Genomic DNA, 21,233 nt, shown 5'->3' with positions numbered 1-21,233 from the left:
GCAATATCACATTACCATTACTTGCTTTGCTGGTGGAGCAGATCGGCGATTTTCCATATAAAATCGTATTTTTCAGACATATTAAAAATCATTTATATCGATTCCTTTTTCAAGTAAGCGCTTATAACGTTCGTAGGACAGAACTACTGCTATCGTCTTTCCGTGTTTTAGTATTTCGGCCACCTTGTCCTCTTCGACCAAGCTTCGTATCAGCTTCGAGGATTGACCGCGATTGAACTCGGCTATGTTAAGTTGCTCCATCGGTACTTTGAATTTCACTTTTTTATCAGCCAATAGCTCCACCGCCTTTCACACTTATGCAGAATCAATTATATCATATAGTAAGTATAATTCCAATAAAAAAATAGATACTATATATTAATGTTAATATATTTTGTAATAGTAATTACTTTTATAGATATTATTTTAGAAATTGATAGTTGTAATGGCAATAACAGGGAGTGCGCATATACACCTCCATTAAAATCCCTCAGTCTTTCCGATGTTTCCAAAGTGTATTTTTCAATCATACCCCTTTATGCCACCAAAACAAGTGGTTCTCATCTGAATATACCGCCTACATAAACTTCTTTTCCACTTTTTATATCAGTTCACCTGAGTAGTTCAAGGGGGCTGCAAAATGGACTCCACCCCCGTCCACTGAAAAGATAGGGCAGAACAGGGCAGAAATTGACCTACAACTTCTCTTATCTGTTTTGATAAATTGTGGATGGGCATCTTTTCAAATACTGCAAAATGAATGGGGGCGCTCGCCTTTTTCTGTGTTGAAAGTGCGGCTGAGACGGGTTCGCTTTTTACCTCTGCTCCTATTTGTTTTTCCTGCTTTTCATTTTTCAAATAGTCAAAGGTGATATGAACCACTTCGGTATTATGCTTGCCTGTCTCTGATTTTGGAGTAACAGGCTCTATGTAATCCTCATGAGCAAGGACATTATCATCGTCAGGCGTAGGCATCTGCCCCACGAAAAGCAAGGTATACAGATTGGAACTTTGCCCACGGTTTTTTTCACGGAAACGTGCTTCCTTTTGAATGTAGCCTGCGTCAGCCAGTTCCTTCAGGGCACGCTTCACCGTCGAAACAGATATATGAAGCTGCTCGGCCATTGTAGGAATCGCCGGAAAACAGGTTAGGTCTTTATTCGACCGGTCGATCAGGTAAATTAGTATAGAAAGGGCACGGCTTTTCAGATTACTGGCATATGCTTGTTGTTTCAATTCCGCTTGCTTGGTCATCATCAAAATCCTCCTTACGCCGGGGCGTTATGCCCCGGCGATATATTTTGTCATCATCGTTTTGTACTGCTTGGAATTACTCATGCTGTCCGTAGGTTCGGGCTGATAGTCCAAAAACAGCACCTTATGAAAATCGTTATGCAGAATGCCAGCATAGTCGCTTTTAACCGCCTCATGGGTAAAGGGGCAGAGTACATAGGCATCTATGGTATCCAACCGTTTCAAAAGCCGCATGGAGTTGGGCAGCTCATAGGGCTTTGTGCCGCATACGAGCAGCAGCAGACCCGCATCCTTCGCCTTTTCATTTGGATTTGGCTGATAGCCAAAGTCATGGATGATAAAATTCACCGGTTCTGCCGCTGGCACAGTACCGTACCGGACACCATCCAGCCGCCAGCCCCCGCCAGCCGGTTCCATTTCATAGGCGGCCGCCATGGTGGTTAAGATACCGCTTTCATTCTCCTCCACATAGCAGACAGAAGCCCCCACCGCCGCCAGCCATGCACAAAGACCGATTGCTGTTGTGGTTGCTCCCATTCTCGGCTGTGAGGAAAGCACGGCGACATGGATATTCTCGCAGTCAAAGCGATAGGTTTTCCTGCCGCCTGCTTTTTTCGTGCGTTCCTTGGCAGCATAACGAGCCATGCCCTGTTCGCTCAGGCACTCTAAAATCTCACGCTGGATTTCTGCAATATCAGTAGAGCAGACGATATTGCCCACACCGCTTTCCAGCAGAGAACGGAACAAAGAGCTGTCCTGTAAAAGCCCCTCGCAGATTACGCTGATACGGGGATTATACATGGTCAGAAATTCTTCTATGGCCTGGGCAAATTCTTCGTCGCTGTCCCCAAAGGCAATGCGATCCAGAACCACCTCGCTCACATGAGAGAAGTTTCGCATATCGTAGACGATAAATTGCTTCAGAACAAAATTGCCCACCATTTTCTTGATGGGCATTTCGCTTTCAGAATTGTACCAACCGGCAAAGTCCAGCAGATTGGTGTGCTGTGTAGATGAAAGGTATAAAATCATATTTAGCCTCCTTGTCAGTTTCCAATCGCCCAAAATGGGCCGCCTGCTGCGGCGCCTTTCCGGGCTTCGTTCATAATCAGCGACAGATCCCACTCCTGATTGCTGCGCCTATGGCTGGCGGGATCTGCCACAAGGATTTTGCCCTCGGCGGTCACTCCCCTTAAAACAATAAAATGTCCCCCTGTGGTAAAATGCCCCTTGCTCATTATGGCGACCACCAGCTTGCCGCCGGATAGAGCGTCCACAATGTCCTGTGCGGACAAATCTCCCTCGCAGGATAGTCCGTACCCTTTGGCGGCGCCGGGTATCAGGCTGTGGTAGGAACCGTTGCCCTCGCAGCGGTGTCCGTTTTTTACAGACCAATTTGACAATTCAACCGGGTCATGCGCCGTTCCGGTCAAGGTGGAAATCACAATAGACATGGAGGTAGGGCCGCACCCAGCCTCGCCAATGGTGCTTGACTGGCCGTACAGAACATTCGCCCAGCGTTCATCAAGCTGGTTGTAATAAACCACCTCCATGCCGCCGTCTGTAAACACAACCCCCTCGTAGGACTGTCCAATGCCCTCCATATAATCCTGCTCGTGAATACCCAAGGTCTGATTGTAGCCATACTCCTTTTGAAAATCCTCCACCACTGACAATTCATCACCAATCAGCCACTGCGCCAGTACAGAAAAGGGACTGGTAATCAGGTAGAGGATTAAGGCGATGAGCATTAAAAAAGCAACTGCCGGGCCTAAGATGAGAATGAGCAGGCGCTTCCGCGCCTGCTCATCCGTTACGGCCTGTGCCGCTATCTGCGCCAAAATCTTGGCGGTCAATGGGTCTACTGCCATCAGCGACCACCCGCCTTACCCATATACATCATCTTGTAGTCAGGAATCTCAAAGTTGATGTGCAGGCGTTTCGCCCCTACCATAAAGAGGGCGTGTCCACGCTTCCGAGCCAGCAAAAGTTCCTGTTCGGCTTCGGTGAGGTCGTAGAGCTTGGCTGTTTCCTTTAGATTGGGGCCGTCTGTTCCCATCAGGAGCTTATAGCACGGGATGTCAAGAAGTGCCTGCCCATACTGCTTGATGCTCTCAGATAAGAAGTCGATAACGCTATGGGAGATAATGACCAAGGCAGACTCGTATTTCCTTGCACGTTTCATGGCATTTCTCAGATAAACAAGGGATTGCGGCACTTTTTGGTCGATCATCAAATACGCCTCGTCGCAAATCAAAAGCACCCGTTCATCCCGGTTTCGGCTCATCTGCTCCCAGCAGTATGTCAAGAGGTTAAAATACTGTGTTCTCTTGATATTATCGCTGGTTCCTTGGAGGGCATTGGTGTCCAGACAAACGAACCGGCTTTCGCTTTTAATGGTAGTGTGGCCGTTCCAAATAAAGCTGTCTGAGCCTTCGGCAATGTCATAAAGCAGCAGAGAAAGGTCGGCATAAGCCTGCCTGTCCTGTTCGGTATCCGCTTTTTCTTTTACCAACTTATACAGATCGGAAAAGATGGGAAAGTCCTCCGGCGAAAGTGCCGCCACGTCGGTGTCCCATGTGATGTTGAAATTCCGGTACAGCTCCACAAGGCTCTTTTTAAGGACCGCCTTTTGCATATCGGTCAGCGACGGAATATAAAGGCTGAAAAAGATTTCAAGGTTCTTCATGTGCAGGGCAAGATCGTTCATGCCGTAGCCTTCATCACGGTACAGCCGGTCGGCTTCATTTTCCTGCTCATCATCACGGGGGGACGGGCGGACCTGGAGAGGATTGAACCGGCCACCGGCGCCGCCCACAGCGTTGACCCAATCGCCGCCGCAGCCGAGATTATAGCAGAGGTCTTTATATTCACTTTCCGGGTCGATTACAATAATTTTTGTGCCTTTCATGTACTCGGACATGATGATATGTTTGATGGCGGTGCTTTTGCCTACGCCGGAATTGCCCATAATGACAAAATTACTGTTTGTCCTATCGCTGCCGCGCCGCCAGATGTCCACAATAACAAGGCTGCCGCTGGCGTCCAGTGCAAGGTAGTAACCCTCTCCGTCATTGAAACCGGAGCTGGCAAAAGGAAAGCCGCCCACAAAGGTGGACAGCGGCACGATTTTTTGCAGGATGCTTTCAATCTTTCCGTTGGTGGGAAAAGACGGGGAAAGGTGCTGAAAGCACTCCTTTTGCAGATTGGGGATGACACGCATTTTACATTTGAGAACGCTGATGATACTCTCCGCACGGCGGCATACCTTTTTGAACGTGCGCTCGTCCTTGGCAATCGGCATGACGGACACGCTCATCAGCCCCACCGTTTCCCCTTCACGGTCGATCTGCATGATAATTTTTTCGCCGTCCTCGGCAGCTTTTTCCGCACGCTGACGAGATAGAGGGTCTTTGGCGCCCTCTGCCAGTCCTCTTTGCTGCACCACACTTCGGGAGATGGCATTGATGAGGGTAGCATTGTCCACCGGCTTAAAGCCAATGGATGCAATGGTTGAGGGGATATTGGTTATTTTAGAAAGCCACTCCGTTTCCACCTTTTGCGGATAACGGATCAGCCCGTAAATCTTACCGAGGTTTTCCCCCACGGAAAGGCTGTTCTTGGTAAACTCCAGCCCCACAGGGGTAATCACATTGAGCAGGGCGGCATTTATAATATCCCGTTCCTGTATTGCTTGTTTTTTAGGCATAAATGTCCTCCTTTAGCATGGGAATACCGGCCTCAAAATCCGTATCCTCCAAGTGGGTATAGGAGGGGTTGTTGACAAGGTTCAAAAGCCGCACGATTTCCTTTTCCGTCAATATGTCACAGCCGACTCCATTGGTGGTAAACTTCTCCGCCAGCAGGGATGCCCGTTTGAGCAAATCCTTTTCCACGCCGTCCTCATAGCGATCCCAAAGGGAAATATAAAACTGGCGCTCGACAATTTCGCCGGACAGGGCAAAGCTGCTCATCTGTAAAATCTCCTGCCGCAAAAGCTCTTTCCGCTTATCATCAGCGGTCTTTAACATTCCCTGCATATCAGAAATCAAGGGCGAAATATCCACAGGGCGGCTTACCGCCATAAACTTGAACGGATACTGAATGTCCGAAAGCTCGGCGGTGATTTGCTTGATCAGGTTGTTTTTTTCGGCTTTGCTGTATAAGTCAATGCTGATTGCATGGACACGCAGATAGGTCAAAACCAAACCATCCTTGGTGTATAGGTACTTGTCTTTCACATCCCGCACATTGATAAACTGCTGTGCAGTCTGTACGGAGATTGCCGTTTCGTCTGATACCGGCCGTTTCTTCGCCGTTTTCAGGAACAAAAGCAAAAGACCGCCACCCACAAGGGTGACGGTCAGCATAATAATCGGGAATAAAAGTCCCTCCATTTATCGTTCCTCCATTTCTTCCTCGTCCGGCTCTGCCTGACGGTCTATCAACTCACGGTAACGGCGGCGATCTTCCTCTGCCTGCGGTGAGTCCAGATATTCCTCAAAGCGCATATAGCCACGGGCAGACTCCAGCTTATCCGCAAGGCCGGTGCTGTTCTCATAAATAGTAAGCAGCCTGCCAAAATCCTTTATATTCCGTTCCTCGGCATGGGCAAGCAGCTTTTTAACATTGTCAATCCCTACATCAAGATCGATGGTGAAACTGCCCATGGTGCGATACCATGGGCAGTTGGGGTTGTAGGTCATCTGAAAATCGTTGCGGTCAAGGTCGATGATAAACCGCATTTCAAAATTGCTCCGATTCTGAAAATCCTTCAGGCATACTTTCATTTCCGGTAAAGAGATCGCCTGAAAAAACATATCTGAATCCTGCAAACGCTCCGGCTGATACTTGCCATCATAGTCCAGATGCTCAAAGATATGTGCAATGGACTGTGGCTGCGGGAGCTGCTCCTGCAACTGTTTTGCCTGTGTCAGACGGAGCAGGGGCGATAAGGCATTTGCCCCGTGATGGGCGGTAAAATAATAGCTTTCGCCTTGTTCGTGCAAGAGAAAAACAGCTCTGTTTCCCATAAGTTCCTCCTATCGCACAGGGCGAATGTGCCAGTCGCTGAAAAGTGAATCCCGGATGGTCAAATCGTCCGTCAGGTTGATTTGCAGCATTCCGGCCGGTGTCCATGCGTCTAAACACTCGGCATAGGTCGTATATCGTCCGTCAGGGAACCAAACCGGCGAAAAGTGACAGGGACGGCCATAGGTGCTGTACTTGTTTTTCTGAAATTCAAAGGTGCTGGAATATCCTGTATTTAGCCGTTTCAGCAGCCGCCAATAAGCCGTGTAGTTAAATTCAGGGAAGTACGCCACCACATTCTGCGCACCGGTGATGTGGCTGCTGGGTGCGGAGGAACGGACCTGTGCCGACACATTGGCGTTTAGTCCATATCCGCTTTTCATTGTCTTGCCGGAAGCCGTAGGCGATTTTGCATCCGGCTTAGTCTGCATCTCGGCGGTCAGGGTAGCCGAATAAGAGAGCCAGGCATATTCCCACCAGCCCTCATCTACCCACCAACCGCCGCCTTCGCCGTCACTGTACCACACCCAATACTCATGCCACCAGCAGTCCCATTCTCCCCATGTGAGGGAGGTCACGTTCGGCTTGCTGGGCTTGGCTGGGATGGAAAATCCATCATTGCGGTCATTGGCCTGCGGATCGGGCGGCGGGTTTTTATCAAGGTCTACAATCTGTGCCACAATCTCGCTGCTGCTCACAGAGCAGTTGCTGGAAACAGTAATGGTGATATATCCCGGTTCCTTGGGGGTACGCCATTTCACCCACGCAAGCTGCGAACCGCCGTCAGGGATATAGATGCTGTTATGTGAATAGGTTCTGCCGTCGATGGCGAACCTTGCGTATGCGGGATTATCCGGCGTTTTTTGTGAGCCGGTCGAAAGCGTAACGGCCGTGATTACTTCAGTATCACAACGGTAGGTCACATTACTCTCCCTTGGCGGTTCAGGGTCAGGAGCAGAAAAGCGAATAATTCCCAACCCCAAGTTTGCAATAATGGTTTCATCATTCTGCGCCTGTGTGGTAGAGCCGCCCCATGCAGGAAACCCTAAATCCGGGGTTTCAAGGAACATGGACAGCGGCAGATTTTTGTGAGATAGGGATACCATCTTGCTCCGCAGACCGTTTCCCACCTGTTTGTTGTAAAGGGCGGCTTCGGTGGCAGTCATGGCAAACATGACCCCGGTGTACTTAAAATACGCTACCGGCTCCAAAAGAATTTTGTAATCCCCACCGATCAGGGTGTCATAGTCAAAGCCTGCGGCATTGGCTATGTCCCGAATAGTTCCTTCACGGCAGAAGTAGTTTCGGATAGCCGTAATATTGCTGGAACCATTTGAGCTGATAATGCGGGGCATGGCATTTGCTGGCTTAAAAGATGTATAGCCGTTTTGCTTTGGTGACAGTGTAGAACCATTTTTATAGCCAATTTTGTTTTGATATTGAAAGTGAATGGCTATATCGCCATTTGCGCCATTCGACAAATCAATCGGCGTTGATACAGGTGTGTTGTCGCTGTCACGAACAATCGTAATGCGTACACCATCACGCCCCGGCGTCCATGAGTTCTGTCCGGTTCCCTGTCCCATACCGCCACCGCCGCCGTCAATGTTGGGGTCAGCGGCAAAGGCAGGGACGGATAAAGAAAAAAGCATTGCCAGTAAAAGCAATGCACAAATCAATCGTTTCAAGTTTCCACCTCCAAAAAAAGAGGGATACAGCCAATCAATAGCTGTATCCCTCTGAATAGGTTATTCCGTTTTACATATCGCCAACCGGTTCGCCGGTTCCGGCGTTGGGGGCAGTTTTTGTTTCGTTTTCTTCGCCGCTATCTTCAATCCAACCAAAGCCCGGAACGTAGATTGCGCCATCTGAACGCTTTTCTCCACCCTGCGGCTGCTCCTGCTTAGGTTCGGTCTTAGGAGAATTGGCTGGCGGAGGACTGGAGGGAGGAACGGCCTCTGACGGTGACTTTGGTTTTCCATCAGACGGCTTGCTTACCTGTCCCTGCGTTTCAGTGCTGGCAGGCTGTTCCGGTGTTTCTGACGGCGTGACCTCAGATGTGTTACTGTCCTGCTTGACCTCCGGCGTTGTTTGCGGCTTAATTTCTGGCACAAAAACCTCAACCTCGGCAGGGGGCGTACTCCCCACAGGGGTTTCCGGCGGCTGACCGCCCATATTGCTGATATAATAGAAAAGTCCTCCTGCAAGGCAGACTGCCACAAGGGACAATGCGGTGATAACCGCTTTTTTCTTGGCTGTATAATTCTTTTTCATATGATGGCCTCACTTTCATATTGTTATGAATGGTTCAGCCCTATTTACCCGTATCGCTGTTTTTACCCAACTTCATTATATCCTGAATCTTCCTGCGCGTCCAGACATTTCAGCGGGCAGCAATCGTCTTTAGAATTTGGGCATATAGGCTGACCGTGTACGCAATTCCATTTGAAGCGGCGGGAGATTGCCCCAGCCAAAGGATAAAGGGATTTCAATGGTAATACGGGCGTCCGCTTCCAGATTGTTGTCGGCGTTCCCCGGTGTCAGGGGTGCGTTGGACAATTCCACAGAAAGCCCCGACAGGCGGTATTCGTAACCCTCCGCCTGCCGCTTGATGTGGTAGCCGTCCTGCTCATCCGTGCCAAGCAGATTGTCAAGGCGGTAATACACATCATCATAGTCAAGGTTCTCCTGCCAGCTATCGCCGGACAGGATATAACCACCGGAGTACCCCTCACGCAGTCCGTTATAGGCTTCGTCATAATTGGTGGTGACTACGGTGATGACCGCCTGCTGGAGTCCGTCACGGACACCCTGCACGATGATCCCCAGCCTGAAAAACTCCGAAACGGCGCAAATCAGAAGCAGCAGCCCTAAAATCAGGGCAACCGTCAGAGGTGTAGAGCCGCCCTTTCTGTCTTTTATTATTTTTTTCAGTCGCATAAGCTCCGCCCCCTTTACTTGTAATAGACTTCGGATTTCCCGGTTGCTTTGGCGTGAAGCTCAATGGGGAACGGACCAAAGATGAAAAAGCCGATGTCCACCGTATCGGTCAGAACCACCTCAATATCTCCGTTAAGCTGTACCTTTCGTCCGCTGTAATAGTCACAATCCCAACGGATATCCGGGTCAAGGCCGGTCTGCTCCTGCATATCCAAAATACGGGACTCCACGCTGGTGCTTCCCTTGATTTCCGCTTCACGCACAATCTCTGCGGCGAAAATATCAAGCTGCTGTTTTGTGGTAAAAACCGGAAACAGGGAAACGGCGAAAGATACCACCAGCAGCAGGCAGAGAATGCCCACAGCCACATCCAAATAACCCTCGCCTCGTTTTGATTTCAATGTTTTCAGCATAGCCGCACCCCCTAAAACATTCCCGACATGGCGCCGAGAATCTGATACCCCATGACACCCATATACAGGAGCAGCATACAGCCAAGGAGCAGGAAGGAAAACTTGCGAATTTTGGGCGGGCGTTCCATTGCCAGCCGCTTTAGCCTTTGCAATTCCAGTTGCTTGAGGTCATGAGATAGCATTTGGAAAAATACCACGCCATCATCACCACGGAGTACACCAATCAATCCCCGCACAATATCCGACAGCATGGCACTGGACACTCTTGCCTCGAACCGGGTCAATGCTCCCTCATAATTGCCGGTGCGCATATCGGAGGTGGTGATGGCAAGTTCGTTTTTCATGGCTTTTCCTGCGTTCTTCTGATAATGCTCCAAAATGGAAAGCACATCACGGCTTGCTTTCAGCTCCTGTACCAGCGTAGACACAAAACGGGGCAACTCGTATTCAATGTCCTGCTTCCTTGCTGTAATGAGCTTTTCCGCCTTGGTGCTTTCCGTGAAGTACACGGCAATCCCAATAATCACGAACACCGGCGACAGAATCGGCAAAAACAGCAGGCATGGAATGACACCTGAAAAAATCAGTCCTGCCTTTACGATTGCCTGTGCCGCATAGACCTCAGCAGTCATGGGGATTTCAGCGGATTTCAGAATGGCGGTTAGCTTGCGCTTTTTGTATTCGTCCATAGGCAGGATTTTTGACAGCTTAACCGCCAGCTCCATGATAAAGGCGTCGGAATCCCGCGCCTGCTTTCTCGTCTTTTTGCCCATGCCGAGAATCACCTTAGTCGCCTTGTAGGTCGGAACACTGAGAAGCTCCGCCAAGATGAGATAAAGCCCTGCGGTCAGAAACAGGGCAAAGAGAATTAAAATCATATTCTGCATTTTTATCGCGCCTCCTATCGCTTATATTCAATGGGGCGCGTGTGCTTGGCAACGGCGCCCACCGATACAAAAATCATTCCGGCGCAGATGGCAAGCAGTATCTTCCCAAAGTCGGTAAACATCAGGGTGTGATACCAGTCCTTATTCAGAAAGTACATCAATGGGATGCTGCCCAAAAGGAGCACCACCATCGTGATATACTCTTTGACCGGCTCAAACAAAAGCAAGTCCAATTCAGCCGATACCACACGCATATCCGACAGCTTGGCGACAATGGGCGGCAGAATGTTTTTCAAGTTGTAATCATCCTGACACGCTATCACCGCGTCCACCCATTCATGGAAAACGCTGTTGTCAATTCCGGCTTTCAAGCCTTCCAAGGCTTCCTTGGTATTGGAATTGATGAGCTTTGCCTGCAACAAGAAGCCCCGGAACACCTCGGCCACCGGGGGATTTAGGTACGGCTGGTTTTCCTCAATGGCACGGATAATCGTATTTTTCCCCCGAAGGTAGCTGGTGGTGATGATGGACAGGGCCGTTTCCAGTTCGGTGTTGATCTGCTTCTTATGCCTGCCTGCGGTCAGCTTCACATAATAGAACGGCAAAAGCGCAAATCCTGCCGCCAGCACCGGCACAAGAAAGTTGTTTTTCATGGTGAGGGCAATCATAGCCCCCACCACAAACAGAAACATGGACAGGATGCAGAGTACCGTAAATTGCCCGCTTTTGCCGGTGATGCGTAAAATCTCCTTGGTTTCAAGGAAAAGCAGCTTCAGTCCTTTGGGCTGCTTGTTCTTTCGGCTTCTACTGATCCTGCTTTTGAGTGTGGTGTTTCGGGGCCTCACATAATCCGCAAGTCCCTCCAAAAAAGAAAAGGGCGATAACGAAAGCAGGATAAAACTGCCCGTTACCGCCAATAAAAACGCAATCGTTATGAGTATTGTCACTGTGTCAAACCTCCATTTCCTCTAAATCTTCCATCAAGTCCTCATAGCCTTTATACCTCGTCACGGTATCGGATACCTCCTGCAAATCATCTACCATGTCCTGATGGGTTTCCGGCAGGCTTTGGGACGCAATCTCTTTCGCCATATCTGAAAAGCTCCCTAAAAAGCCCCAGCAGCTATCGGTTTCCTCGCCGTTTTCATAAAGCCGGAAGCCATAGCATTGCCCGGAGAGGTAGTAGTCGTAGCACTCCACCTCGGATTTCAAAAGCGCCTTTGCTTTGTCATAGCTCTCCGGTGTCAGGTTGCCGTACTCCTTTTCGATGTCCTCCGCTGTGGCATAAATCCAGCCCACCTGACCGGAATCCCACTGCGCGTGCTGCGCCCTGCCAAGAAAAGAGCTGACCGACATACTGAGCATGGAGTGGTCATATAGGTTCAGGGGCAGGATGATATTTTTCTCCGCCGCCAGCATATAAAGTTCGGAAACTACAAATTCATCTAATAGGCCCTCAAAAACCTCCTGTTTATGTTCTTCAAGGCTACCGAAAAACGAGATTTCAAGACACCATTTATTCGAGCGACTGTCATAGGTGCTAATGTCCCAACTGCTCTCAGATGGGTCATACTCTAATTTGATCCCCTCCAGCTTACCGGATTTAACATAATCAATCACTATATCAGCAGAAAAGCTGTTGCTCACAAGCTCCCTAAGAAAATCGTTGGTGTCCTCGAAATTATGCTGATCCCCAAGGTTATACCGGCTGTGCCAGCAAATCATATGCCCGAAATTGTCGTAGTCGGTGCGGGGGTTCAGCGGTTCATCATCCATCATAATTTGCAGAAGATAGGGCGCTTTATAGGCTACCATGCTCATTACATACACCTCCCTTACGCACTTAAAAGCCGCTGCTGTAATTTCAGCGGCATACCGTTCTCCCGGAGCCGCTTGCACAGGCTCTCGGACGGTTCGTGGACCTTTTCATAGTGGCCGATGATTTTGGGTTTTCCATTTTCCGTGAGGGTGTCGGTGATATTGAAGCGGTACAGGGTACGCATGACAGGCACCCCCGCCTTTACACCCACGCACTCGGCAATCTCCATCAGGCGGCGGCTGTTGTCCTCCAGCTTCTTTGCAAAGGCCACGACAGGAAAGCCCCTTGTGGCAAGCCCCATCAAGGTGGCGTCATCCATAGAGCTGCTTTCCTTGCACAGCGCCGCCATGCGGTAATAGGTATCTTCACAGCCGTTGGCGTGAATGGTGGTCAGGGAGGTATGGCCGGTGTTTGCCGCTTTGATGGCTTGCAGGCTTTCCTCACTTTTCATTTCCGCCACCACAAGGAAGTCCGGGTGCATGGTAAGTGCAAGCTCCAAGAGCTTTACCATGGACACCACCTGTTTGGGATCGTCGGACTCCTTGGTAATGAAGTGAATGACATTGTTCAGAACCCTGCCCAATTCATCACGCTTCACGCTGTCAAACTCACGGCAGCCCTTTTCAATGGTAATCAGCCGCTTATCGTTGGGTATCTGATCGAGTATCCAGCTCATCAGCGTCGTTTTGCCGGAGGAAGTCGCCCCGGTCATGCACATGGAAACACCATAATTAAAAAACACCGAAAGCATATCCAGCATTTCGGCGGTGGCAGTCCCATAGCCGACAAATTCCTCTTTTTTGAGCTTGCGGGGGTTGACGATACGAATGGACACGGACAGCCCCTTATCCTCGTCCACAATGCCGGGGGATGTGGCGGTAATACGGATTTTATTGGAAAGATGCCCGATGACATAGGGCTTGGCATTGTCCAGTATCATGCCGGACTTGTGCAGCATACGCTTGATGACATCAAGGGCGTGCTGGGGTGAGGTAAAGGACTCCTTGGTGGGGAGTACCTCGCCGCTTGCATAGATGACCTTCACATCGTCCCACTGGTTGATGTTGACTTCCTCTACATCATCACGATAGAGGTACTTGGAGAGAAAGGAAAAGCCGGTCATTTCTCCATACAGGAGTTCGGCAAGCTCATCCGGTTCCATGCCGTCCACGCCGAGCTGCTTTTCTTCAAGATATTTGCGGATGTAGCTGCCGATCAGCGTCCGGCTCTGCTCCGGGTCATCTTTTAACTGGTCGGCATAGTTCTTGGTGATGTACTCCTGCACATCCTTCAAGACCTCGGCAAAGGGGCGCAGGCGGATTTCCCCGCCCATCAACCCCACATTGTTATGAATATTTAAGACATTTTGCAATTTACGCCCTCCCTTCAATTCAGGATGATTTCATATAAATGTTTCGGACAGACCGGAGCCTTGTCGGTTCTCGGCCTGCCCGGTTGGTTCCAGCTCCCGCCTTTACTGGTGTAGCAGTAGGAAAAGCCGCTTGCCAAAAGGCTTTTTCCGTTTTCTCTGTCCAAAATGTAAGTGATGAGCCTGCTATAACCCAATGCCCTCGCCGCACGGCGGCAGGCTCCGTACAGCTTGGAGCAGGCATTGCGTGTTCCGTCCGTACAAAGCCGCAGAACCTCCACAGTCATGTGCTGGTCAATACGGCGTGATCGGGGTCTGCCAACGATGGCAACACCGCAGAGCCTGCCATTTTCATAGCAGGCAAGAGAAAAGCGGTGTCCCCTTACGGCTTTATGGTGACGATGATGCTCCGTCACATAGGCATTGGCGTCCTTTAGCTCTATGTGTCCGGTGGAGAGCGTCAAAACTCCCCCCGACCTTTGGCGAAAGGCAGCCGAAACGCCGTCTTGCCCTTTGCCTTTTTTGGGGACTTCGGTGCCGGGGCAGCTTCAGATGTGACCTTGGCCTTGGATTTCACCGGCTGTATCCCTAAAATTCGGTTGATTGCTGCCGAGTACCCGGCACTTTCCGGCTGTGTCAGCGGAACCAGCAGGGCAAGTTCGTCAAACTGCTGTTCCAGTTCAGGTGCATAGGGCAGCACAAGATCAGCGCCGCCAAGCTGCTGTGCCGCAGCCTCCCAATCCTGTCCTGTCTTGAGATTTCCGATGACGGTGCTGTGGGTATCCTTACGGAACCGGCTGTCCGCCAGCATGGGATTGTGGGTCAGGTAATAAGAAACGCCTTTCAGATTGGCGGTTCCCAGCTTTAGCACCCTGTCCGCCAGTTCAATGGCGACGATGGATGCCGGGTCTGCTTCAAAGGTAGAGGTACAGTCAACGATGATGTAATCCGCCAGATAGCGGAGCAGGACAAAAAACTCCACCGCTTTTTCCCTTGTAATCTGCGGGTAGTGCATCAGGCTTTCCCCTGCGCAATATCCCAACAGACTGATATAATCGCTTTTTTCCGTAGGCACACAGGCGTTTAGGATAGTGGTCTGTGCAAGCGCAGGAGCCGTTAAAAGACTGCCCAGCGAGGTGTCATGCGTGATATGGGCGGGAAGTACGGCAGGGATCACCGGCGTAAAAGGGTCGCAAAATACCACAATCACATTCTTCTTCGCCGCCGAAAGCGCAAGGGCAAGTTTCAGGGCAGCGGTGGTTTTACCGCTGCCCTGACTGCCCATGACGGCAATTACTTTGCTTTCTTCCATGGTTTTGGCCTCCTTTTCTTAGTCCTGCACATCTGGAATATCGCCGTTTGCAGGCACACCCCCAGCCACACTGTCGGGAGCCGATGCCTGTGTGCTGTCATTATTTTCGGTTTCATAGGTTAAGCCCTCGCTTTTCACAGGATACAAAGCCTCCAGCAGCTTGGCTTGCTCGTCCAAAAACTTCTGTGCGTTCTCTGTACCGCCACGGTAGACCAGGGCGGCATGGAGTTTTCCCGTCTGCTCAAGCTCCGCAAGAAGCCTTGCCTGCTGCGGTGTTGCAAGGACGGTGATAGTGCTGGCAAGCTCGGTATCCTCATTATTCTTGGGCTGCTCCTGAATATTGCTGTCTTTGCCACTACTGTCGGTGGTGGCGATAATCTCTACATATTGCAGTTCATCAGGTATAAGGGTTTTTCGGGCCTCGCCCACATCACTGGCAATCAAGGAAACAATGTCCCCGCGCTCCAGTTTGCCGGACAAACCGGACGCAAAGCTCTTAATGGTAACGGAAATGGCTCTGTTCGTGCCGTCCAGCCCGCTGAGATATTCGTTTTTTAGTTGGGGAGTATCCGAGAGTTTGCTTTTCAGAATATAATCGCCTTTGTAGAGGTCGGCATTGGCGAATTTGCCGATGACATCCTCTTTTTGATAGATCACATCAGAGGGCAGATTGTAGCCGCCGGTTTCCACTGTGGTAATCATGCCTGCCGTAATTTCATCGCCCTTTTTGATTTCAGTGGTGACGCGCACCAGCTCCACCTTGGATTTAAGGGCGTCATTGAACATGGGCGTCAATCCAAAGCAAATGATGAGGGCTGTGATAATGCACAGCAGCCCCACCACAATTCTGTTTTTGAGTAAATCTTTCATATTGGTTTATCCTCCATATCGTTATTAAGTTGGGAAAAGGGTCAGAAACACCCCGAAAGCAAGAAAGGGTGCAAGGGGCAGGCTTTTTTGCTCCCTGTAAAATGCACGGTTCCAAAGCAGGGCGATTGCAAGCCCCCATATCATCATCCAGATACCGCCTGTTACGCCGAGGGCAAAGCCGCTGGCCGCCATGAGCTTTACATCACCGCCGCCGATTTTCGCCGTTTTCAGTGCGGCAATCAGGAATGGCAAAGGGACAATCAGAAACCCGAAAAGCGCAGGCAGGGGCTGAAAGTGGATCAGCCCCGCCATTGCAATCATCAAATGCAGGCAGTCGGGGATTTCATAGGTCATAAGGTCAAAGACCCCGGCCACCATCAGGACCTGGCACAGCAGGACACAGCGCAGAGCTGTTGGGGTAAATCCGTACACACAGAGAAACACCGCCGTCACAGTCATACTGAGGACGGCGGTGTTAGGTGTAGATTGCTTTAATATTCTGCTGATAGCCATATCGCACAGACTGCCCACAAACAAAGCAAGGAGTAGGCAGGTAAGGAAATGGCTCCAGCCATCAGCGTTCCAGTTCATCTTGTAGCTCTCCCGAACCATTGCACCTTCCAATTTCATCACAAAGCCTTGTTGTTTGTTCCTTCATTCCTAAACGGATTTCTCTAAGTTCTGTTGCGTACTCATCCTTTTTCTCGGCGTAAATTTCAAAAAAGAAATCTCCAAAACCTTCGCCCGTTGCTCTGTCAGGACACTCATCTATAAAGTCGCACCATTGCCTGCACGCTTCTTCAAGCAATATTTTGATAAGCTGTTCTTGCTCATCACCCTTACACATTTCATTGGCGTTCATATTGAAACTCCTCCTATTGTAATTTTTTAACTCTTTCAATCGCCTCCCGTATATCAAGGCCGTCGATTTCATCGCCAAGGCTCACCCAGCCGTCATACCGCTGCCTTGCAAACATCTCCGCACGGGGAACATCCCCCATGAGCTGCTCAATGCGGCGACGAACCTCATCCGGTTTTTTGCTGTGATATTCCACCGGCGTATCGACAATGCAGTGAACCGCTTTGGATAGGCGTTTCGGTCTGCCCTTTGATGCGATCAGGCACAGTTCGGGGTTGGAACGTGTCCAAAAGCCAAGCCCCCAAAACCATTTTTCCTGCTGCTTTTTACATCGCTTGACCCAGCAAAAGCCGAGGGTCTTATAGGTAAATCCCCAACGCTCAATGGCTTCCAGCCCCGCCAACAGGCAGGGAAAGGTCACCCACAGAAACAGCACACAGTCCTTATCTGCAATTCCTGCCACATCGAGATTGAAAATATCCTCGGCGCTCATGGTGTGGTAATGGTTTTCAGCGCTGCGCCCCTGTCCTTTTTTTGAATAAACCTTGTAAGACCACGGAGGGTCTATATACAGCACCTTAAATTGCAGGGTAATCACCCCGCTTTCTCTCCACTACAATAATCGTATCATAGTGGTTACCCCCATGCGGGATTAAGCGGATATGCTCTTTTTCAAAGCCATACTTCATGCCCATGCCGCCGCTGTTCCAGCCACAGGTTACAACGACACCTCCCGGACGTACAATACGGCTGATTTGCTCCTTTTGCTTCCTCCAATAGCTACTTTGCGTTTTTTCCATATTGACGGTATAGCCTAACCGTTTATAGCATTCACTCACCTGACGAGAAGAATATGGCGGATCATACAGCACCAGCGAAACACTGTTGTCCGCAAACTGCCTGAGAAAATCTTCTGCATCCATGTGATAGTCGCTGTCACAGTCGGGGTCTAAATCATTTGTTATATCCGCAAACCGTGAAGAATTTGCAAAAGGGTCAATGCTAAGTCCCTGCGGACGGTATCGCTCAATCAACTCTGCTATGGGCTTGATGGAAAAGGTATATCGGTTGGGCATTGCCCAAAAGCGGTCAATTATCATACATCCACCGCACTTTCCCAAAGCTGAACCCCAATCTCATAAACAATATTTACCGTGACAGCATTTCCAGCTTGCCGATAAAGCTGAGCGTCGCTGATGCCCGCCGCTTTTGCCCTGTCAAACAGAAAGTCCTCAAAGGCTTGCAGCCTGAAGCACTCTCTCGGTGTCAGCCTGCGGATACGGCAGCATAGGAGAACCCCCATGCTCCCACCTGTCATCAGGGTTTGGGAACACTGGCGGCCGACACGCCCCCTGCTCCGGTGGCTGTTGGGATAGGACAGATTGATGCCATCGCCGGGATACGCCATCGTGCAGCCGTCTTTTTTGTCCTCCCTGATAGGCAGACCATCTTTCCAGCTCTCGCAGCAGCACAGCAGAATGCCGTGCTGATCCTGCGTTGTCAGCGTAAAGCTGGGTTCTCCCGGCTCCTTAAAGCGCCTGCCGTTCTGCCGCTTTTCCATGCGGTCGGGAGTAATGGCAGCCATCACGCAGTCCGGGTGTCCATGGCATAAAAATACACCGGAAGTTTCCCCCCGGTGATTGCCGATGCCTGAATGCTGCCTTGCCCGAATACACCGGGCAGTTTCCGTGATTTTCGGCTCTACGCTTAAATCAATGAATGCTGCACAAGGAGCGATTTCTGATAATACCGCATTTTGATCCTGATTGCGGTTTAAGCCACGGGTATCACTGGCGTTCAAGGTATGGGCCTGATTGATAGCCCCGGTGATACCCTCCCTGCGGTTGACCGATACGGCGTAAAGCCCCGTTCGTCCGGCAAAATCGCCGCCCTCCGCTGTCAGGGTGACGGAAACACCGCTTATGTCGTAGACCCGTTTTCCTTGATTTCCTCCGATAAGCTGCTTAACAGGCGCCGTGTTTGATCCGCCGATAGGAAATACCTTTCGTCCACGGATTCCTCCAAAATGTCCAACAAGGTACACTCGTTCCCTGTGCTGGGGAACGCCGAAGTGCTTTGAATTGACGGCTTGCCATTCGCAGTCATACCCAGCTTCCCATAGTTCAGCGAGAACGGTGGTAAATGCCCCACCATTCTCGCTTGACAGCAGATGCTTAACATTCTCAACGATAAGCTGCTGGGGTCGATTTTCGGGACTCGTGCTTTTGAGCAGGCCAACGACTGTAAAAAACAGTCCGCTTCGGCTTCCTCTAAGACCTTCCATGCGTCCTGCGATGGAAATGTCAGTGCAAGGAAATCCAAAAGTCCAGATTTCAGCTTTTGGAATTTCTCCTGCTCGGATTTGTTTAATATCCTTGGCGTACCATTCGCCTTTGCAGTTTTTTCCATCACAGTTTTTTCTCACCTCCGGTTTACACATCATAGAAAAATTAGAGCCTGCGTCCTCCCGGTAAGGGCAAGGTGCAAGCTCGTACATTGCCATATAGCTTTTATTTGCGTATTTATCAATTTCGACATGACCTACACAGGTATGTCCGCTTCTTTCGAGACCTCTACGGAATCCGCCGACTCCCGCAAAAAGGTCGAGAAACGTCAAAATTCTACCTCCTTATCTCATACCCCATTCATCCTGCATACGGTAGGGGTAAATCTGCTGGCTGCGCCGAAACCGGAGCATATCTCCGACTTGGTCAACCACACTTTGGTTATTTTGGTCTTTGGTACACATCATCACCGAGCCGAAAATGCCGGACAGGACCGCCACTACGGTCAGCGCCACATTCCCTGCAATCAGCCAAAGGAGTGCCGAAACTGCGCCGCCGAACAGGGAACCGACAACGCTTTGCATAAGCTCCCGCCTGCCAAAACCGTTGAACAGCTCATTTTCGGCCTTTACTCCGGTGGGGATGTAAAGGTTAATTTCATTGTTCACGTCATTCCTCCTTACCCTCCATAGTAGTAAAATACAATCTCCTTGATTTGCCAGATACACTCGGCAATCACATAGAAAACTACGGTGTTTTTTGCCCGCTTCTTAAACCGTGCCTGTTCTTCCTCTGCCGATTGCAGGCAGACCATACAGTAAATAAAGCGGAACACCGCACCCAAGCGGATGAGGGAAATGACTGCTATGGAAATATCGTCGAGGGTTATCATTTCATCATCACCGCCTTTATTTGACCATACCCTTTGCCATGCCTACCAGCCGGACGGAATGATACATATTGTTGATGACACCCGCACCGCCGCCACCTGTGGGAACCATAAATTCACTGAGGAAACGGGGGGTCTTGATGGCAAGCACGATGCAGGCAATGCCCCAAAAGATATTCATGATGCTTACATTCATCATCATGCCGACACCCAGCTTGCAAAGGCATATCTGCACCACCACCGCAAAGGTGGTCTGAAAGAATTTGTTGATATAGGTCTTGAAAACACCCTTATCACTGTCTAACAAGCCGACACAGGCAAGGGGCAGACCGATACGCAAAATCATGATTTCCAGTCCTCTCATCAGGAATTGGAAATACAGCACAAAGTAGCATATCACGAAAATCAACCCGAAAATGGCTGTCACCAGTCCAAGGGAGCTGATCCCGTTGACCCAAGCATTCCAGTCATAGCTTGTGCTTGCACTGATGGCTGCCATCAGTTCATCGGTCAGGCTTTGGGTAATCTCGGCAAGCCAGCCATACATGACCGGAAAGCAGACTGCCACGGCTATGGCCTGAATAAAGCGAATGACCAAATAGGCCGGTTCTGCGTCTGGGTCGCCGTCCGTCCACATGACATAGCACTCAAACCCTTTTTTCAAAAACTTGAGAATAATTAGGGACACGCCAAATCCCAGCAGAATATCAAACAGCACGCTTACCATACTGCCGCCGCCTGCCGCCGTCATATACTGGTCGGCGTTTAATGTCATGGGGACAAGACCGGAGAGCATTTCATCAATAAATGCCACCGCACCATTTAGAACGGCAACAATCAGCAGTACAAGAATTATTTCCAATCAAAATCACCTCCTTGCCCTGCGGATCTCCCGCAGGGCATAAGTTTCACACGGCTCACTCTGCCGGGGTCGTTTCTTCCCCTTGACTGTGATAAACCTCCAGCACGGTGTCTTTGATTTGACCATGCAGCTCCGGCGTAATGGGAAAGCAAATGTCCCGGTATTCCCCGGCATTGGTTTTCCTGCTGGGCATGAATACGCAGGGGCCTTTTTCGCATTCGACAATGCGCACCCCGGTAATCAAAAACTCATTGTTTAAGCAGACCGTGGCAATAGCCTTGAGTCTGCCTTCGTCACTTAAATTCGCAACGATTTTAGCGGTTACTTTCATGGCAATTTCTCCTTTACCTTTATAAATCATGACCACCGGCTTAGCCGGTGGTTTGCTCTGCCCCTATAAGGGGCTTTTCCCTGCCTGCGCCCGGAAGGCGCCTGAAGGATTT

The 21,233-nt window shown here is 50.1% G+C and carries 27 protein-coding genes; all 27 read right to left on the bottom strand.

From position 1 onward, the window contains the following. Positions 1-81: 81 nt before the first annotated feature. Positions 82-294: a type II toxin-antitoxin system prevent-host-death family antitoxin gene (locus DS742_RS16345; protein ID WP_341457646.1), complete on the bottom strand. Its 213-nt coding sequence runs from the start codon at positions 292-294 to the stop codon at positions 82-84. Positions 295-624: 330 nt separating this feature from the next. Further along, entirely contained in the window at positions 625-1,257 is a 633-nt protein-coding gene (locus DS742_RS29500; RefSeq protein WP_242996536.1) for a helix-turn-helix domain-containing protein, read from the bottom strand. 24 nt (positions 1,258-1,281) lie between these two features. Continuing rightward, the gene (locus DS742_RS16335) at positions 1,282-2,286 is read right to left on the bottom strand and encodes a hypothetical protein (protein ID WP_117418050.1); all 1,005 of its coding nucleotides are present in this window, start codon (positions 2,284-2,286) and stop codon (positions 1,282-1,284) included. Positions 2,287-2,300: 14 nt separating this feature from the next. Further along, a complete protein-coding gene (locus DS742_RS16330; protein ID WP_341457645.1) occupies positions 2,301-3,095 on the bottom strand; it encodes a C39 family peptidase in 795 nt (264 codons plus the stop codon). Between the two features lie 29 nt (positions 3,096-3,124). After that, complete coding sequence (locus DS742_RS16325) at positions 3,125-4,963, bottom strand: VirB4 family type IV secretion system protein (RefSeq protein WP_117418048.1); 1,839 nt, start codon at positions 4,961-4,963, stop codon at positions 3,125-3,127. Continuing rightward, on the bottom strand, positions 4,956-5,651 hold the full coding sequence (locus tag DS742_RS16320; protein WP_117418047.1) for a TraC-like domain-containing protein: 696 nt from the start codon (positions 5,649-5,651) through the stop codon (positions 4,956-4,958). Before DS742_RS16320 ends, DS742_RS16325 begins: the two co-directional genes overlap by 8 nt. Further along, positions 5,652-6,287 (bottom strand): hypothetical protein, encoded by a 636-nt coding sequence (locus DS742_RS16315; RefSeq protein WP_117418046.1) that lies wholly within the window; start codon positions 6,285-6,287, stop codon positions 5,652-5,654. A 9-nt stretch (positions 6,288-6,296) separates the two neighbouring features. Continuing rightward, positions 6,297-7,973, bottom strand: a complete 1,677-nt coding sequence (locus DS742_RS16310) for a DUF8193 domain-containing protein (RefSeq protein WP_117418045.1) — start codon at positions 7,971-7,973, stop codon at positions 6,297-6,299. A 70-nt stretch (positions 7,974-8,043) separates the two neighbouring features. Then, entirely contained in the window at positions 8,044-8,559 is a 516-nt protein-coding gene (locus tag DS742_RS16305; protein ID WP_117418044.1) for a DUF6550 family protein, read from the bottom strand. Positions 8,560-8,688: 129 nt separating this feature from the next. Beyond that, entirely contained in the window at positions 8,689-9,225 is a 537-nt protein-coding gene (locus tag DS742_RS16300) for a hypothetical protein (protein ID WP_117418043.1), read from the bottom strand. 14 nt (positions 9,226-9,239) lie between these two features. Then, positions 9,240-9,638, bottom strand: a complete 399-nt coding sequence (locus DS742_RS16295) for a DUF4320 family protein (protein ID WP_117418042.1) — start codon at positions 9,636-9,638, stop codon at positions 9,240-9,242. A gap of 11 nt (positions 9,639-9,649) precedes the next feature. Then, the gene (locus tag DS742_RS16290) at positions 9,650-10,525 is read right to left on the bottom strand and encodes a type II secretion system F family protein (protein ID WP_117418041.1); all 876 of its coding nucleotides are present in this window, start codon (positions 10,523-10,525) and stop codon (positions 9,650-9,652) included. A gap of 14 nt (positions 10,526-10,539) precedes the next feature. Next, positions 10,540-11,370, bottom strand: coding sequence for a type II secretion system F family protein (locus tag DS742_RS16285; protein WP_367575505.1), 831 nt, complete (start codon positions 11,368-11,370; stop codon positions 10,540-10,542). Between the two features lie 106 nt (positions 11,371-11,476). After that, positions 11,477-12,346, bottom strand: a complete 870-nt coding sequence (locus DS742_RS16280; protein ID WP_117418039.1) for a hypothetical protein — start codon at positions 12,344-12,346, stop codon at positions 11,477-11,479. Positions 12,347-12,360: 14 nt separating this feature from the next. Then, positions 12,361-13,716 (bottom strand): ATPase, T2SS/T4P/T4SS family, encoded by a 1,356-nt coding sequence (locus DS742_RS16275; protein WP_117418038.1) that lies wholly within the window; start codon positions 13,714-13,716, stop codon positions 12,361-12,363. 14 nt (positions 13,717-13,730) lie between these two features. Next, positions 13,731-14,177, bottom strand: a complete 447-nt coding sequence (locus tag DS742_RS16270; RefSeq protein ID WP_117418037.1) for an XF1762 family protein — start codon at positions 14,175-14,177, stop codon at positions 13,731-13,733. Beyond that, positions 14,174-15,025: a ParA family protein gene (locus DS742_RS16265; RefSeq protein WP_117418036.1), complete on the bottom strand. Its 852-nt coding sequence runs from the start codon at positions 15,023-15,025 to the stop codon at positions 14,174-14,176. The genes DS742_RS16270 and DS742_RS16265 overlap by 4 nt, the downstream gene beginning before the upstream one ends. A gap of 18 nt (positions 15,026-15,043) precedes the next feature. Continuing rightward, entirely contained in the window at positions 15,044-15,895 is an 852-nt protein-coding gene (gene cpaB / locus DS742_RS16260; RefSeq protein WP_117418035.1) for a Flp pilus assembly protein CpaB, read from the bottom strand. Between the two features lie 24 nt (positions 15,896-15,919). Further along, positions 15,920-16,486 (bottom strand): prepilin peptidase, encoded by a 567-nt coding sequence (locus DS742_RS16255; RefSeq protein ID WP_242996524.1) that lies wholly within the window; start codon positions 16,484-16,486, stop codon positions 15,920-15,922. Then, entirely contained in the window at positions 16,470-16,757 is a 288-nt protein-coding gene (locus DS742_RS16250) for a hypothetical protein (RefSeq protein ID WP_117418034.1), read from the bottom strand. Before DS742_RS16250 ends, DS742_RS16255 begins: the two co-directional genes overlap by 17 nt. 13 nt (positions 16,758-16,770) lie before the next feature. Beyond that, positions 16,771-17,331 carry an MT-A70 family methyltransferase gene (locus DS742_RS16245; protein ID WP_437126178.1) on the bottom strand — a complete coding sequence of 187 codons (561 nt, stop codon included), beginning with the start codon at positions 17,329-17,331 and terminating at the stop codon, positions 16,771-16,773. Position 17,332: 1 nt separating this feature from the next. Further along, on the bottom strand, positions 17,333-17,854 hold the full coding sequence (locus DS742_RS16240) for an adenine-specific DNA methylase (RefSeq protein ID WP_117418033.1): 522 nt from the start codon (positions 17,852-17,854) through the stop codon (positions 17,333-17,335). Further along, complete coding sequence (locus DS742_RS16235; RefSeq protein ID WP_205692768.1) at positions 17,851-19,371, bottom strand: DNA cytosine methyltransferase; 1,521 nt, start codon at positions 19,369-19,371, stop codon at positions 17,851-17,853. Before DS742_RS16235 ends, DS742_RS16240 begins: the two co-directional genes overlap by 4 nt. Before the next feature lie 12 nt (positions 19,372-19,383). After that, positions 19,384-19,623, bottom strand: a complete 240-nt coding sequence (locus DS742_RS16230) for a hypothetical protein (protein ID WP_242996522.1) — start codon at positions 19,621-19,623, stop codon at positions 19,384-19,386. 95 nt (positions 19,624-19,718) lie between these two features. Beyond that, positions 19,719-19,931: a mercury transporter gene (locus DS742_RS16225; RefSeq protein WP_117418030.1), complete on the bottom strand. Its 213-nt coding sequence runs from the start codon at positions 19,929-19,931 to the stop codon at positions 19,719-19,721. Positions 19,932-19,947: 16 nt separating this feature from the next. Next, entirely contained in the window at positions 19,948-20,790 is an 843-nt protein-coding gene (locus DS742_RS16220; RefSeq protein WP_117418029.1) for a conjugal transfer protein TrbL family protein, read from the bottom strand. A 55-nt stretch (positions 20,791-20,845) separates the two neighbouring features. Then, positions 20,846-21,121, bottom strand: coding sequence for a SpoVG family protein (locus DS742_RS16215; RefSeq protein ID WP_117418092.1), 276 nt, complete (start codon positions 21,119-21,121; stop codon positions 20,846-20,848). Positions 21,122-21,233: the final 112 nt, after the last annotated feature.

The organism is Lacrimispora amygdalina, from assembly GCF_003432035.1.
Lineage (GTDB): Bacteria > Bacillota > Clostridia > Lachnospirales > Lachnospiraceae > Lacrimispora > Lacrimispora amygdalina.
This window is presented reverse-complemented; position numbering and strand designations above follow the sequence as displayed.

Coding starts and splice junctions, on each gene's coding strand:
- DS742_RS16230 (WP_242996522.1), bottom strand. CDS start 19,623: ATGCAAAGCGTTGTCGGTTCCCTGTTCGGCGGCGCAGTTTCGGCACTC.
- DS742_RS16300 (WP_117418043.1), bottom strand. CDS start 9,225: ATGCGACTGAAAAAAATAATAAAAGACAGAAAGGGCGGCTCTACACCT.
- DS742_RS16325 (WP_117418048.1), bottom strand. CDS start 4,963: ATGCCTAAAAAACAAGCAATACAGGAACGGGATATTATAAATGCCGCC.
- DS742_RS16315 (WP_117418046.1), bottom strand. CDS start 6,287: ATGGGAAACAGAGCTGTTTTTCTCTTGCACGAACAAGGCGAAAGCTAT.
- DS742_RS16255 (WP_242996524.1), bottom strand. CDS start 16,486: ATGAACTGGAACGCTGATGGCTGGAGCCATTTCCTTACCTGCCTACTC.
- DS742_RS16280 (WP_117418039.1), bottom strand. CDS start 12,346: ATGAGCATGGTAGCCTATAAAGCGCCCTATCTTCTGCAAATTATGATG.
- DS742_RS16250 (WP_117418034.1), bottom strand. CDS start 16,757: ATGAACGCCAATGAAATGTGTAAGGGTGATGAGCAAGAACAGCTTATC.
- DS742_RS16225 (WP_117418030.1), bottom strand. CDS start 19,931: ATGATAACCCTCGACGATATTTCCATAGCAGTCATTTCCCTCATCCGC.
- DS742_RS16305 (WP_117418044.1), bottom strand. CDS start 8,559: ATGAAAAAGAATTATACAGCCAAGAAAAAAGCGGTTATCACCGCATTG.
- DS742_RS16335 (WP_117418050.1), bottom strand. CDS start 2,286: ATGATTTTATACCTTTCATCTACACAGCACACCAATCTGCTGGACTTT.
- DS742_RS16295 (WP_117418042.1), bottom strand. CDS start 9,638: ATGCTGAAAACATTGAAATCAAAACGAGGCGAGGGTTATTTGGATGTG.
- DS742_RS16265 (WP_117418036.1), bottom strand. CDS start 15,025: ATGGAAGAAAGCAAAGTAATTGCCGTCATGGGCAGTCAGGGCAGCGGT.
- DS742_RS29500 (WP_242996536.1), bottom strand. CDS start 1,257: ATGATGACCAAGCAAGCGGAATTGAAACAACAAGCATATGCCAGTAAT.
- DS742_RS16320 (WP_117418047.1), bottom strand. CDS start 5,651: ATGGAGGGACTTTTATTCCCGATTATTATGCTGACCGTCACCCTTGTG.
- DS742_RS16290 (WP_117418041.1), bottom strand. CDS start 10,525: ATGCAGAATATGATTTTAATTCTCTTTGCCCTGTTTCTGACCGCAGGG.
- DS742_RS16240 (WP_117418033.1), bottom strand. CDS start 17,854: ATGATAATTGACCGCTTTTGGGCAATGCCCAACCGATATACCTTTTCC.
- cpaB (WP_117418035.1), bottom strand. CDS start 15,895: ATGAAAGATTTACTCAAAAACAGAATTGTGGTGGGGCTGCTGTGCATT.
- DS742_RS16215 (WP_117418092.1), bottom strand. CDS start 21,121: ATGAAAGTAACCGCTAAAATCGTTGCGAATTTAAGTGACGAAGGCAGA.